We start from the raw sequence: 14,108 nt of genomic DNA, 5'->3' as shown, positions 1-14,108 counted from the left end.
AACGGGCGGCGGCGGTTACGCCACCTGTCTCGTCAGCGGATCCCGCTTGTCGCGTCGATCACCAGGGAGCCCGGGCTGCGGGGTCATTTGCGGATCGCTTTTGCGGTCGCTTTTCGGGGTTAACGGACTGCCGGCAGGGATGCCTCATCGATCCTTGCCTGTTGTCCATTTGACCGGACTGACCATGTACCCGTGGCGAAAACCGAACAACAAAACAATGCAAGATTTCTGGCAGGCAGCAGCCGCGCAGCTCGAGCGCGAACTGACGCCGCAACAGTTCAAGACCTGGATCAAGCCGTTGGCGCCTGTTGGCTTCGACGAGGAAGCGCACGCGCTGCGGATCGCCGCGCCCAACCGCTTCAAGCTCGACTGGGTAAAAAGCCAGTTCTCCGGCCGCATCACCGCGCTCGCCTGCGAATACTGGGAAGCCAACGTCAGCGTTCACTTTGTCCTGGATCCCGCCGCGTCGGGCCGGGCCGCTGCCGGCTATCCCCAGCAAGGGCAGCCCGGCATGGCGCCGGCGCACGCCGGTCCCGGCTATCCGTCCGGCCAGCCCCTGTCGCAGAATTTCGGCCAGCCCGGCATGCAGCCGGGCCAGGGCGCACCTGGCTATGGCCCCATGAACCAGGCCGGCGCGCAGCCGCAAGGCGGCCCGCGCGGCGGGCAGGCGCCCTACCCCGGCAACTATCCCGGCAATGCAGGCCAGGGCAACATGGGCGGCATGGGTGGCGAGATCGTCGATATCGACGTGCCGCAGCTGGACCCGGCCGAAGCCAGCGCCCGCTCCTACCGCGTGCAGCCTTCGCAGCAACCCATGCAGGGCGGCAACCCCGGTCAGCAAGGCAGCCATCAGGGACATCAGGGCCACCCGGGCAATCAGGGCCACCCGGGCCACCAGCAAGGCGGCCAGCAGCAGAACGACTCGGTGCACGAGCGCTCGCGCCTGAACCACATCCTTACCTTCGACAACTTCGTCACCGGCAAGGCCAACCAGCTCGCGCGCGCCGCCGCCATCCAGGTGGCCAACAACCCCGGCAAGTCCTACAACCCGCTCTATCTGTATGGCGGCGTAGGCCTGGGCAAGACCCACTTGATTCACGCCATCGGCAACTTCATGTTGCTGGAGAACCCGCGCGCCCGCATCCGCTACATCCACGCCGAGCAATACGTCTCCGATGTGGTGAAGGCGTACCAGCGAAAAGCCTTTGACGAGTTCAAGCGCTACTACCACTCGCTCGACCTGCTGCTGATCGACGATATTCAATTCTTCTCCGGCAAGAACCGCACGCAGGAAGAGTTCTTCTACGCCTTCGAGGCCCTGATCGCCAACCGGGCGCAGGTGATCATCACCAGCGATACGTATCCCAAGGAAATCAGCGGCATCGACGATCGCCTGATCTCGCGCTTCGACTCCGGCCTCACGGTCGCCATCGAGCCGCCCGAGCTGGAAATGCGCGTAGCGATCCTGATGAAGAAAGCCGCGGCCGAGAACGTCAGCGTGCCCGAGGAAGTCGCGTTCTTCGTCGCCAAGCACCTGCGATCCAACGTGCGCGAGCTGGAAGGCGCGCTGCGCAAGATCCTCGCCTTCTCCAACTTCCACGGCAAGGACATCACCATCGATGTCACCCGCGAAGCACTGAAGGACCTGTTGACGGTGCAGAACCGCCAGATCTCTGTCGAGAACATCCAGAAGACCTGCGCGGATTTCTACAACATCAAGGTCGCGGACATGTACAGCAAGAAGCGGCCCGCCAATATCGCGCGGCCCCGCCAGATTGCGATGTACCTGGCCAAGGAACTCACGCAGAAAAGCCTGCCGGAAATCGGCGAGCTGTTCGGCGGACGCGATCACACCACCGTGCTGCACGCGGTGCGCAAGATCGCCGACGAACGCAGCAAGGACGCGCAACTCAACCACGAGCTGCACGTGCTGGAACAGACGCTCAAGGGGTAACCCGAGGCGTGAAACCGCATTTACCAGACCCGTCACGCGGGGCTGGCATACTGTAGGGTACGCGCCGGGCATGGCCCGGCGCATGAATCAATCGGAAGCATCGCCGGGGCATTGCCGGAACATTGCCATGAAACGGCCTGGGCTAAGGCTTTGCGGTGAGTCGGGACGAGCGGGCGGAGGGGGTGGCCAGCGACAAAAGTCGCCAGCCGCCGAACAAGATCTGAATTGTGCTTTGTGATGCACAATTTTCCCTCCGGCCGCGCTTCTCCCGCTTCACCGCAGCGGCTTATCCTTGGTACAATGGCGAATTAACTTGTTGATTCCAAAGTAAATTTGGTAATGCATACGAGTTAGTGCAAAGCAATTTGCACCCCAAAACGCACCCGCGGTCGCTTACTACAAACGACGAAGGATAAATTCAATGCAATTGGTCAAAACCTCGCGAGACAATCTGCTGCGTCCGCTGCAAATCGTGAGCGGCATCGTGGAGCGCCGCCACACACTCCCGATCCTGGCCAACCTGCTGATTCGCAAGTCCGGGTCCAACGTATCCTTCCTCTCGACCGACATCGAGATCCAGATCACCACGCACGCCGAATGCGGAGTGGGCAGCGACAACGTAGCCACCACCGTGGCCGCCCGCAAGCTGCTCGACATCCTGCGCGCCATGCCCGACGGCGAAGTCGCCCTGTCGCTCAACGACAAGCGCATGACCGTGCAGTCCGGCAAGAGCCGTTTCGCGCTGCAGACCCTGGCCGCCGAGGAATTCCCCACGGTAGCGGAAGCCAGCGAATTCGGCGCCTCGGTCAGCCTGCCGCAAAAGACCTTCAAGCACCTGCTCGCCATGGTCCATTTCGCCATGGCCCAGCAAGACATCCGCTACTACCTCAACGGCATGCTGCTGGTGGTGGACGGCAAGAAGGTCATGGCAGTCGCCACCGACGGTCACCGCCTGGCGTATTGCGGCGTGGAACTGGACACCGAAGCCACGAGTAGCGAAGGCGCACCGTCGCGCCAGGAAGTGATCATCCCGCGCAAGACCATCCTTGAGCTGCAACGCCTGCTGGAAGACAACGATGATCCCGTGCAAGTGCAACTGGCCGCCAACCAGGTCAAGTTCACCTTCGCCAACATCGAGCTGATCTCCAAGCTGGTCGAAGGCAAGTTCCCGGACTTCCAGCGCGTGATCCCCAAGGGCTACAAGAACGCCTTCGCGATCGACCGCGTCAAGCTGCAGCAAGCCCTGCAACGCACCGCCATCCTGACCACCGACAAGTTCAAGGGCGTGCGCTGCATCCTGGATACGCACGTACTCAAGATCAGCTCCACCAACGCCGACCAGGAAGAAGCGCAGGAAGAGCTCGAACTTGATTACTCGGGCGACGCGCTCGACATCGGGTTCAACGTCACCTATTTGCTGGACGTGCTCGCCAACCTCAAGAGCGAGCAAGTCCAGGTCAGCCTCGGCGACTCCAATTCGAGCGCGCTGATCACCGTGCCGGAAGACGACAACTTCAAGTACGTCGTCATGCCGATGCGCATTTGATGAGCCGGTAACAAGGACCACAAGATACGCAAAACCGGAGCATCTAACGGCACACCACGGCTTGCGCACCCGCCCCAAGGGGCCCGCGCAAGACCCGCCGCACCAGGGGCCGGATCGTCGAGATCCGCCCCTTTTGCCGTTTTTATGTAACCCGCTATGCGGCCCGATCCGGGCGCGCCCATCCGGGCGTGACGAGAGATCGCCGCATTCGCCGTGAGTAAGAGAACATGACCGAAGAGCAACAACCGCAATCGCAACCGCAACAGCAAGACAGCTACGGCGCAGGCTCGATCCAGATCCTGGAAGGCCTGGAGGCGGTGCGCAAGCGTCCGGGCATGTACATCGGCGACACGTCCGACGGCACCGGCCTGCACCACCTCGTATTTGAAGTACTGGACAACTCCATCGACGAAGCCCTGGCCGGCTGGTGCACGGAAATCACCGTCACCATCCACAGCGACAACTCGATCTCCATCACCGACAACGGCCGCGGCATTCCCCCGCTCGTCAAGTTCGACGACAAGCACGAACCCAAGCGCAGCGCGGCCGAAATCGCCATGACCGAGCTGCACGCCGGCGGCAAGTTCAACCAGAACAGCTACAAGGTCTCCGGCGGCCTGCACGGCGTGGGCGTGTCCTGTGTCAACGCACTCTCCAAGTGGCTGCGCCTGACCGTGCGCCGCGACGGCCAGGCCCACCTGCTCGAGTTCGCCCAGGGCGCCGTGCAAAACCGCCTGGTGGAAACCGTGGCCGGCCCCGACGGCCAGCCGGTGGAAGTCTCGCCGATGCGCGTCATCGGCCCCACCGACAAGCGCGGCACCGAAGTCCACTTCCTCGCGGACGAAGAAATCTTCACCAACGTCGAGTTCCACTACGAGATCCTTTCCAAGCGCATCCGCGAGCTCTCGTTCCTGAACAACGGCGTGCACATCCGCCTGACCGACCAGCGCACCGGCAAGGAAGAAGACTTCGCCTTCTCCGGCGGCGTCAAAGGCTTCGTTGAATACATCAACCGCGGCAAAAGCGTCCTGCACCCCAACATCTTCTACGCCAACACCGAAAAAGACGGCATCGCCGTAGAAGTGTCCATGCAGTGGAACGACGGCTACAACGAACAAGTACTCTGCTTCACCAACAACATCCCGCAGCGTGACGGCGGCACCCACCTCACCGGGTTGCGCGCCGCGATGACGCGCGTGATGAACAAGTACATCGAAGAAAACGAGATCGCCAAAAAGGCCAAGGTAGAAACCACCGGCGACGACATGCGCGAAGGCCTCGCCTGCGTACTGTCCGTGAAGGTGCCCGAGCCCAAGTTCAGCTCGCAGACCAAGGACAAGCTCGTCTCGTCCGAAGTGCGCCTGCCCGTGGAAGAACTCGTCGCCAAGGCACTCGGCGACTTCCTGCTCGAAACCCCGGTAGACGCCAAGATCATCTGCGGCAAGATCGTGGACGCCGCCCGCGCCCGCGAAGCCGCCCGCAAGGCCCGCGAAATGACCCGCCGCAAAGGCGTGCTCGACGGCATGGGCCTGCCCGGCAAGCTCGCCGACTGCCAGGAGAAGGATCCCGCCCAGTCCGAACTCTTCCTGGTGGAGGGTGACTCCGCAGGCGGCTCCGCCAAGCAAGGCCGCGACCGGAAGTTCCAGGCCATCCTGCCGCTCAAGGGCAAGATCCTGAACGTGGAACGCGCCCGCTTCGACAAGATGCTCTCCAGCCAGGAAGTGCTCACGCTGATCACGGCGCTGGGCACCGGCATCGGCAAGGACGACTACAACCTCGACAAGCTGCGCTACCACCGCATCATCATCATGACCGACGCGGACGTGGACGGCTCCCACATCCGCACGCTGCTGCTCACGTTCTTCTACCGCCAGATGCCCGACATCATCGAGCGCGGCCACGTGTATATCGCCCAACCGCCGCTGTACAAGATCAAGCACGGCAAGGAAGAGCGCTATATCAAGGACGACAACGAGCTCAACGCCTACCTGCTGCGCCTGGCCATGGAAAAGGCCGCCCTGGTCAACCCCGACGGCAGCGAAGTCGCCGGCGACGCCCTGACCGAACTGGCCCGCCAGTACCAACTGGCCGAAGCCGTGATTGGCCGCCTGGCCCGCATCGTGGACAGCGACGCCCTGCGCGCCATTGCCGACGGCATCGAGCTGGACCTGGACAGCGCCGCCGCCGCTGAAGCCTCAGCCACCGCGCTGAAGGCCAAGCTGTCGGAAATGCACGCCAAGACCCTGCTGGGCGCCGCCGTGAATGACGACGGCACGGCAGATGTCTATGCGCAGTTTGATGAGAAGACGGACAAGCATCGTTTGATGATTGCTCGCCGGCATCATGGCAATGTGCGGTTGTCTCACCTGGATGCGGATTTTGTGCACGGCGCTGATTACGCTGCGCTGTCGCTGGCTGCCAAGACCTTCCAGGGGTTGATTGCGGAAGGCACCAAGGTGCGCCGTGGCGAGGGTGAGAAGATGCGGGATCAGACGGTGAATGACTTCCATGCTGCTATGCAGTGGTTGTTGTCTGAGGCTGAGCGTGGGGTTACTCGTCAGCGGTATAAGGGGCTGGGGGAGATGAATCCTGAGCAGTTGTTTGAGACTACTTTGGATGTCACCCAGCGCCGACTGCTGAAGGTGCAGATTGAGGATGCTATTGCGGCGGATCAGATTTTTACTACGCTGATGGGGGATGAGGTTGAGCCGCGTAGGAATTTTATTGAGTCCAATGCGTTGGTGGCTCGGAATATTGATGTTTGATGCTGCCTGTAGATAGGCACATAACCTGAGAAAAATGGACCCATGAGTTGAGAAACTTATGGGTCTTTTTCGTTGATAGCTCTCAATCGTCTTTCGATACATAGAGCAGGTCTTCGCAATTCAGGTGGAGGAGGCGGCATTCGGCGCACCACCCTTGGAGTCGCGCAACAGGACATTCCTGACGGAATAGACGATGTTCCGCGTCTTTCCCTTGGGAATGTGCACAAGAAGGGGGCGATGGCAAGACCCGGCACGCGGAGTACGGCGGCCGCACCTGCGATCTAGGAGATCGCGTGATACGTGACTATTTGTAGGGTTTACACCTAGGTAAGTATTTTTTTTCTGTTGATTGCACAACCTTCCCTCACTCAGCAACTGTGGGTGAGACAGGTGGTTTGGTAGCGCGTCCGCTTGCGGCCCAACCGGTGGACCAGAGCCGCAAGTGGGCGCGGGATGCGCTTCGGTTATCATCTAGCGCCCGGGCCGCGCCAAATAGCCGGGTCGCACCCAACTGCCGCTCCCAGTCAAACATGAACAACCAGTTTTTCGAAAAGCCAATTCTTAATTCGCCCTACGAGTATCCATTCCGCCACTGGGAGCTGGACGCAAATGGGCAACCTACTCAGCAGATCATTGCCAGCCGGCGCAGGGCGGAGTTCATCACGCCTATACCTAAGCCGAAGAAGCAAAAAGGATCGGCGAAGCAGGAATCACTGCTCTTCGACGAGGGCAATGGACTCTCGACCCGGGAGCAACAATACGATCACACTGCCATCATCAATGCTGTGCGGCACGAGGTGGACAAGTGGCGTATGCTGCCCAATCAAAATGATTGGCGTGTTACGCCCGAAACTGCACGCCTGCTCCAGCACTGGCGACATCACAAATTCAACGGTGTGCGGCCGTTCTTCTGCCAGGTAGAGGCCGTCGAAACTGCAATTTGGTTAGTAGAGGTGGCTCCGCAGATCGGAAAGGCCGGTAAGACTTTCATCGACCATCTCGCCAGCGCAAACAACGACGCCAATCCAGAGTTGATGCGCCTGGCCTTAAAGCTAGCCACCGGCGCAGGCAAAACGACGGTGATGGCCATGCTAATCGCGTGGCAGACGATCAATGCCGTCCGCCGACCAGGAAGCAAGAGGTTCACGCGTGGTTTCCTTCTCGTTGCACCGGGCCTGACCATCCGCGATCGCCTGCGCGTTTTACAGCCCCACGATCCGGATAGCTACTACGCTAGCCGAGAGCTGGTGCCATACGACATGTTGAGCGATCTGGAGCGCGCCAAGATTGTCATCACCAATTACCACGCCTTCAAGCTGCGCGAACGCATGGATTTGTCCAAAGGCGGCCGGTTGCTGCTTCAGGGGCGCGGCGGCGATGCGCTGAACACACTGGAAAGTGAAGGCCAGATGCTGCAGCGTGTAATGCCCGATCTGATGGGCATGAGCAATATCCTTGTCATCAACGACGAAGCGCACCATTGCTACCGTGAGAAACCTGGCGCTGCAACCGCGGATGACGATCTCAAAGGCGACGACAGGAAAGAAGCAGAAGAGAACAACGAGGCAGCGCGCTTGTGGATCTCTGGCCTGGAAGCTGTCAATCGCAAGCTCGGCATTTCCCGAGTACTCGACCTCTCGGCCACGCCGTTCTTTTTGCGCGGATCGGGCTACGCAGAAGGTACGCTGTTTCCATGGACCTTGAGCGACTTCTCGCTGATGGATGCTATCGAGTGCGGCATCGTGAAGCTGCCGCGCGTGCCGGTGGCCGACAACATCCCTGGTGCTGAGATGCCGATGTTCCGCAACCTGTGGGAGCACATTCGAGCAAAAATGCCAAAAAAGGGCAGGGGCAAAGCCGAAGGGCTAAGCCCACTCGACTTGCCGACACAATTGCAGACCGCGCTTGAAGCGCTGTATGGTCACTACGAGAAAACATTTTCCCTTTGGGCCGAGGAGAAAATCTCCGTCCCTCCGTGCTTCATTGTTGTCTGCAACAACACCTCGGCGTCAAAGCTAGTCTATGACTATATCTCAGGATTCCAACGCCAGAACAAGGATGGTACGACTCAGCTCGAGTTCGGCAGACTGCCGCTGTTCCGCAACCACGACGAACACGGTAATCCGCTTGGCAGGCCGCGTACTTTGCTGATTGACAGCGAACAACTCGAGTCCGGCGAAGCGCTGGACGACGGCTTCCGGGGCATGGCAGCCGACGAAATCGAGCGTTTTCGTCGAGAGATCGTCGAGCGCACAGGTGATTCGCAAGCCGGTCAGAACATCACCGACCAGGACCTACTGCGCGAAGTAATGAACACGGTTGGTAAGGTTGGACGGCTGGGCGATTCCATTCGCTGCGTGGTCTCCGTATCGATGCTCACCGAGGGCTGGGACACCAACACTGTCACGCATGTGCTGGGCGTGCGCGCCTTTGGCACCCAACTGCTATGCGAACAAGTTATCGGCCGAGCGCTTCGCCGGCAATCCTACGAGCTTAACGAAGAGGGCCTCTTCAATGTCGAGTATGCCGACGTGTTAGGCATACCCTTCGACTTCAACGCCAAGCCGGTGGTGGCGCCGCCGCAGAAGCCTCGAGAGACTATCCAGGTCAAGGCCGTGCGACCAGACCGCGATCCCCTGGAGATCCGATTCCCGCGCATACAGGGATACCGTGCCGAGCTGCCAGAAGAGCGACTCACGGCAGAATTCAACGCCGACTCAGTGCTTGAACTCACGCCTGACCTGGTAGGCGCGACTGAGACACGCAATTCTGGGATCATCGGCGAAACAGTGGATTTGAATTTGGCTCACATCGGCGATGTCCGTCCTTCGCAGGTGGTCTATGAGCTCACCTCGCACCTGTTGCTTAGCAAATGGCGCGACGCCGACGGTGAGCCGCAGCTGCACCTGTTCGGTCAGCTCAAGCGCATCGCCCGGCAGTGGCTCGATGGCTATCTGGTCTGCAAAGGCGGCACCTATCCTGCTCAGCTCAAATACAAGATGCTCGCCGCCATGGCAAGCGAACGCATCAACGCTGGCATCACGCGAGCGCTGGTCGGCAGCCGACCCATAACGGCGGTGCTCGACCCCTACAATCCGACGGGTAGCTCGGCTAACGTCAACTTCAACACCTCGAAGACCGAGCGTTGGGAGGCCAGCGCTCAGCGCTGTCAGCTCAACTGGGTGATTCTGGACAGCGACTGGGAGGCCGAATTTTGCCGCGTAGCTGAAGCGCATCCGCTCGTGAAGTCCTATGTTAAGAACCACAACTTAGGCTTTGAAGTGCCATACCGATATGGCTCCGAAACGCGCCAATATCGGCCGGACTTTATCGTGCTCTTGGATGACGGTCGCGGTGGGGATGACCTGCTTCATCTTGTCGTCGAGATTAAGGGCTACCGACGCGAAGATGCCAAAGAGAAGAAGGCTACGATGGATGCCTACTGGGTGCCGGGTGTCAACAATTTGGGGCTCTACGGGCGCTGGGCTTTCGCGGAGTTCACTGAGGTCTATCAGATGCAGCACGATTTCGCGAAGAAGGTCGAAGGTGCGTTCAACAAGATGATCGAGGCGGTGACCGCGTCGGCGAAGGCCCAATTAGGGCAGCAGAGCAACTAATATGGCTACAAACAAAAATACCCAGCTGACCGTCGAGACGCTGACGCACGATGACGCGAAACGCAAGAACATCCCGACGGCCGAGTATCAGTCGGTGATGGCTCGGGACGAGCAGAAGCCTATCCGTGTGGAGTACGAGCGCCGCAACCGAGACCTTGATCCGCAACTAGTCTGGCGAGGCAAGGACGAACAGGACTGGTCGGACCTGGTAGTGCACGCGCCGCCGCTTTACATTCAGGAGAAGGTTCACCCCAAAGTGCTGGTGGACAACTTGCGGAAAGAGTCAGAACGACACCGCGAAGTGAAAGAGTCGCGCCCCGCGCAGGTGGATCTGTTTGCCGATTTTAACGGCCTGCCCAGTGATGACGCCAAGACCGAATTTTATCAACACGATGCCCACTGGGCCAACCGAATGATTCTGGGCGACAGCCTGGCGGTAATGGCATCGCTGGCCGAGCGCGAAGGCCTACGTGGCAAGGTGCAATGCATCTACTTCGACCCTCCGTACGGCATTAAATTCAACAGTAATTTCCAATGGAGCACGACCAGCCGTGATGTGAAGGACGGTAATGCTGATCACATTACCCGCGAGCCGGAGCAGGTGAAGGCATTTCGAGACACATGGCGTGATGGAATCCACTCATACCTGACCTACCTGCGTGACAGGCTTACAGTGGCCCGAGATTTGCTGAGTGATTCAGGCTCGATCTTTGTGCAGATTGGAGATGAGAACGTGCATCGTGTCCGCGCAGTGTTGGACGAGGTGTTTGGGGATGTGAACTTCGTCGCTCAGATTACCGTGCGCGTAAAAAGTCCGCTCATGGTCTCTGATCTTGCGCGTACCACCGATTTTATTCTTTGGTATGCGAAGAGCCACGATCAGATGAAGTTTCGGCAGGCGCGAATCGCGAAATCACTGGAATCTCATCCAGAGTTTAGCTCCGCATTGATTGGCAACGGGATCGTCGTTGGACGATCGCATGCAAAGGAAGCTTCAGATGCCCGCTTCTTCACTGCGCAGAATCTAGGCTCCTCCGGCTACACACCGTCTTGCACATATGACTTCACAGTGGACGGGAAACTCTTCACTTCGCCGAGGGGAAAGAGCTGGAAGACTCACAAAACTGGCATGGAGCGTCTATACAAGGCGGGTCGATTGCAGCCGCTAACAACAAGCTTGCGATGGCGCTACTTCTTTGATGATGCTCCAAGCGAGGCAATCACTGACATTTGGGCAGATACGTTTGCGGCCTCCGAAAAGACATATGTTGTCCAGACTTCCGAACTGGCGATCCAGCGGTGTGTCTTGATGACCAGTGATCCTGGCGACCTTGTCCTTGACCCCACCTGCGGTTCTGGAACAACTGCGTATGTGGCAGAGCAATGGGGTCGTCGATGGATCACCATTGATACGTCTCGCGTAGCGCTCGCACTGGCCCGTGCACGTATTATGGGGGCGCGCTATCCATACTATCTCCTTGCCGACAGTCGCGATGGGCAAATCAAAGAGGCCGACGTTACACGGACTGCTCCTTCCAATGTGCCGACGCATGGCAACGTGCGCCAAGGTTTTGTCTATGAGCGCGTTCCTCACATTACGCTAAAGGCAATCGCAAACAATACTGAGATCGACGTCATCTGGGAAAAGTATCAACAACGGCTCGAATCTCTACGCGAGCAGCTCAATCACACCCTTGGAAAACAATGGCAGGAATGGGAGCTCCCGCGTGAGCTGACGGCAGCGCATCTCGATGCGAAGACAACGGCCGAGCGGACTGGCGGGGGTGTGCGGTGGGAAAAAGCCCTGAAGCTGCACGCCGAATGGTGGCAGGAACGCATTGCGCGTCAGGAGGAGATCGATGCCTCGATCGCAGCCAAGGCCGAGTTCGACTATCTATACGATAAGCCATACGAGGACAAGAAGAAGGTGCGCGTGGCCGGTCCGTTCACAGTAGAGAGCCTGTCGCCCCACCGCGTGTTAGCTGTCGACGAGCATGACGAGTTGATCGAGGTCGCGGCGGAGACCAAGACCACGTACGACACCGAGCGCAGCTTTGTTCAGATTATCCTGGAGAACCTCAAGACTGCCGGCGTGCAGCAGGCGCATAAGGAAGACAAGATCGCCTTCACGTCATTGATACCGTGGCCAGGTGATCTGGTCTGCGCCGATGGCCGCTACATCGATGGCATTGGGGAAAAACGAGCTGCCGTTTTCATAGGCCCCGAATTCGGCACTGTTTCGCGCCCTGATCTGGTTGCCGCGGCACGCGAGGCCGGCGATGCCGGCTTCGACGTGCTGATCGCTTGCGCCTTCAACTACGACGCACATTCGTCGGAGTTCGACAAGCTCGGCCGCATTCCCGTGCTCAAGGCTCGCATGAATGCTGATCTGCACATGGCCGAAGACTTGAAGAACACCGGCAAGGGCAACCTGTTCGTGATCTTCGGCGAGCCGGACCTCGACATCCTCGAAGTTGGGAATGGCCAGGTGCGCGTCAAGGTCAATGGAGTAGATGTCTTCCATCCTAATACCGGTGAGGTACGCAGCGATGGCGCGGAGGGTATTGCCTGTTGGTTCATCGATACCGATTACAACGAAGAGAGCTTTTTCGTGCGCCACGCTTACTTCTTGGGCGCAAATGATCCCTATAAGGCACTCAAATCGACCTTGAAGGCAGAGATTAACGAGGAAGCCTGGGCTACCTTGAACAGTGACCTGTCACGACCATTCGATAGGCCGAGGTCTGGCCGCATCGCCGTGAAAGTAATCAATCATCTAGGGGATGAAGTGATGAAGGTTTTTCGCGTTTAGCAACTCTCGCAAAACTCAGGCGTCCTATGGATCTAATACCGATTGACCCGTCAAAAGATAGCTATTTCTTTGAAAATTTATCGAACGCCTTGAGAAATAGCTCGAGCGAGGCTGTGGTGCGCGCAGGGTTTGCATATGCGACTGTGGGTGGAATACAAGCGATGCAGGACCGCCTTGTGAACATTGGCAAGTGGTCTGGTTGTCGCAAGGAGTTTCTAATAGGGCTTCATCAAGCGATTACGGAGCCCTTTGCGCTTGATATCTTGCGCCGGATGGAAAATTCTGAAGTGAGAGTATTCCTTCCTTCCGGAAGACTGACGGAGGCTACTTTCTCGGCTTCACCGGTATTTCATCCAAAGGTAATCTCGATCGCTGATTCAAGGCTTGGTGGATTAACATTCTTGCAAGCCGGCTCGGCAAACCTCACCAGCGCTGCTGTTGGGGATGGGCACTCTAACTTCGAGTTTGCCACGTCACTCGATATATCGGCAGAATCAAGAAAGAGAGACACAAAGAGCTTCAATGCATGGTGGGATTCTGCATGGGCGAGGTCTAGGCGGGTAAGCCGCCAGCTAATCGAGGCATACGCCAAGCTGCGACGACTCACTCTGGACGGAAATCCGCTCCTTCGCTCCGTCGTTGAGGCCCCCGGAAGCATCTCCACTGCCGAGTTCTTCGTATGCGAGGTGGGTGCGGGCTCAGGACCTCCGGGCCACCGTCATCAAATTGAGTTTCCAGAATCGCTCGCTCGCTTCTTCGGTGAACCGAAGTCGCAGCGACGCGATTTAGTACTGCGAAATGACTCAATGGTCTGGTCGGGTCGGCCACTTAGTCATAAAGAGACAACTTTCGGGGTTGGCATTTGGCGATTGGGGATGCCTACTGAAGCAACTGGAGGTGAGCCTGTTGCAAATCGTGCTATTAGGTTTCGCAGATATCCTGGGGATGGATCATTCGGTTTTGAGGTTACGGACGTTGGAAGTCAGGTCTTCGATGAGTGGATCGATACCGCGCATCGATTTGGGCATATAGGCGCAACCCACGGTATGCGATCGCGCCAATATGGCTTCTACTAGTGCGTAGTTAGCCTAGGACGGCTGCTCGCAAATTTTTTGCGCCGTGGTGCTTGAGTGGTTGAGGCCTTGTTGGAGCTGGCTACTGGCGGCACGTCGGCAATGTCACAGCCGGCTTTTGCTGGCGCTGATCCGCTCAGCCATCCGGACGACCAACGGCGGTTCCGAATCATGAACGATGTGGTGGAACGGGAGCGGGCCCTCGCATTCCCTTGGAAGAAATGGACCGCCTTCCTGCACCCGGGCCGGCATCAGTAGGTCGAACGCGGCTAAGTGGTACCGGCACGCATATAATGGGGCAACTTTGGGGGGTGCCCCTATGTGTTTCGTCAAGCGTTAGG

5 protein-coding genes and 1 pseudogene are annotated in these 14,108 nt (G+C 58.7%); all 6 read left to right on the top strand.

Going from position 1 to position 14,108, the window contains the following annotated elements:
* The first annotated feature begins 217 nt into the window (after positions 1 to 217).
* Positions 218 to 1,954, top strand: coding sequence for a chromosomal replication initiator protein DnaA (dnaA, locus tag CF70_RS09930; protein WP_035863671.1), 1,737 nt, complete (start codon positions 218 to 220; stop codon positions 1,952 to 1,954).
* A 421-nt stretch (positions 1,955 to 2,375) separates the two neighbouring features.
* On the top strand, positions 2,376 to 3,500 hold the full coding sequence (gene dnaN, locus CF70_RS09925; protein WP_035863669.1) for a DNA polymerase III subunit beta: 1,125 nt from the start codon (positions 2,376 to 2,378) through the stop codon (positions 3,498 to 3,500).
* 227 nt (positions 3,501 to 3,727) lie between these two features.
* Complete coding sequence (gene gyrB / locus CF70_RS09920) at positions 3,728 to 6,265, top strand: DNA topoisomerase (ATP-hydrolyzing) subunit B (RefSeq protein WP_035863667.1); 2,538 nt, start codon at positions 3,728 to 3,730, stop codon at positions 6,263 to 6,265.
* A 530-nt stretch (positions 6,266 to 6,795) separates the two neighbouring features.
* Positions 6,796 to 9,882, top strand: a complete 3,087-nt coding sequence (locus CF70_RS09915; protein ID WP_035863665.1) for a BPTD_3080 family restriction endonuclease — start codon at positions 6,796 to 6,798, stop codon at positions 9,880 to 9,882.
* 1 nt (position 9,883) lies between these two features.
* Entirely contained in the window at positions 9,884 to 12,694 is a 2,811-nt protein-coding gene (locus CF70_RS09910; protein WP_035863662.1) for a site-specific DNA-methyltransferase, read from the top strand.
* A gap of 1,136 nt (positions 12,695 to 13,830) precedes the next feature.
* Positions 13,831 to 14,022, top strand: a pseudogene (locus tag CF70_RS38770) (hypothetical protein); the annotation flags it as partial.
* Positions 14,023 to 14,108 lie beyond the last annotated feature (86 nt).

The sequence above is a fragment of the Cupriavidus sp. SK-3 genome, from assembly GCF_000611145.1.
Taxonomy (GTDB): Bacteria; Pseudomonadota; Gammaproteobacteria; order Burkholderiales; family Burkholderiaceae; genus Cupriavidus.
Note: the sequence above shows the minus strand (reverse complement) of the source record. Positions and strands in the feature narration are given on the sequence as shown.

Coding starts and splice junctions, on each gene's coding strand:
- dnaA (WP_035863671.1), top strand. CDS start 218: ATGCAAGATTTCTGGCAGGCAGCAGCCGCGCAGCTCGAGCGCGAACTG.
- dnaN (WP_035863669.1), top strand. CDS start 2,376: ATGCAATTGGTCAAAACCTCGCGAGACAATCTGCTGCGTCCGCTGCAA.
- gyrB (WP_035863667.1), top strand. CDS start 3,728: ATGACCGAAGAGCAACAACCGCAATCGCAACCGCAACAGCAAGACAGC.
- CF70_RS09915 (WP_035863665.1), top strand. CDS start 6,796: ATGAACAACCAGTTTTTCGAAAAGCCAATTCTTAATTCGCCCTACGAG.
- CF70_RS09910 (WP_035863662.1), top strand. CDS start 9,884: ATGGCTACAAACAAAAATACCCAGCTGACCGTCGAGACGCTGACGCAC.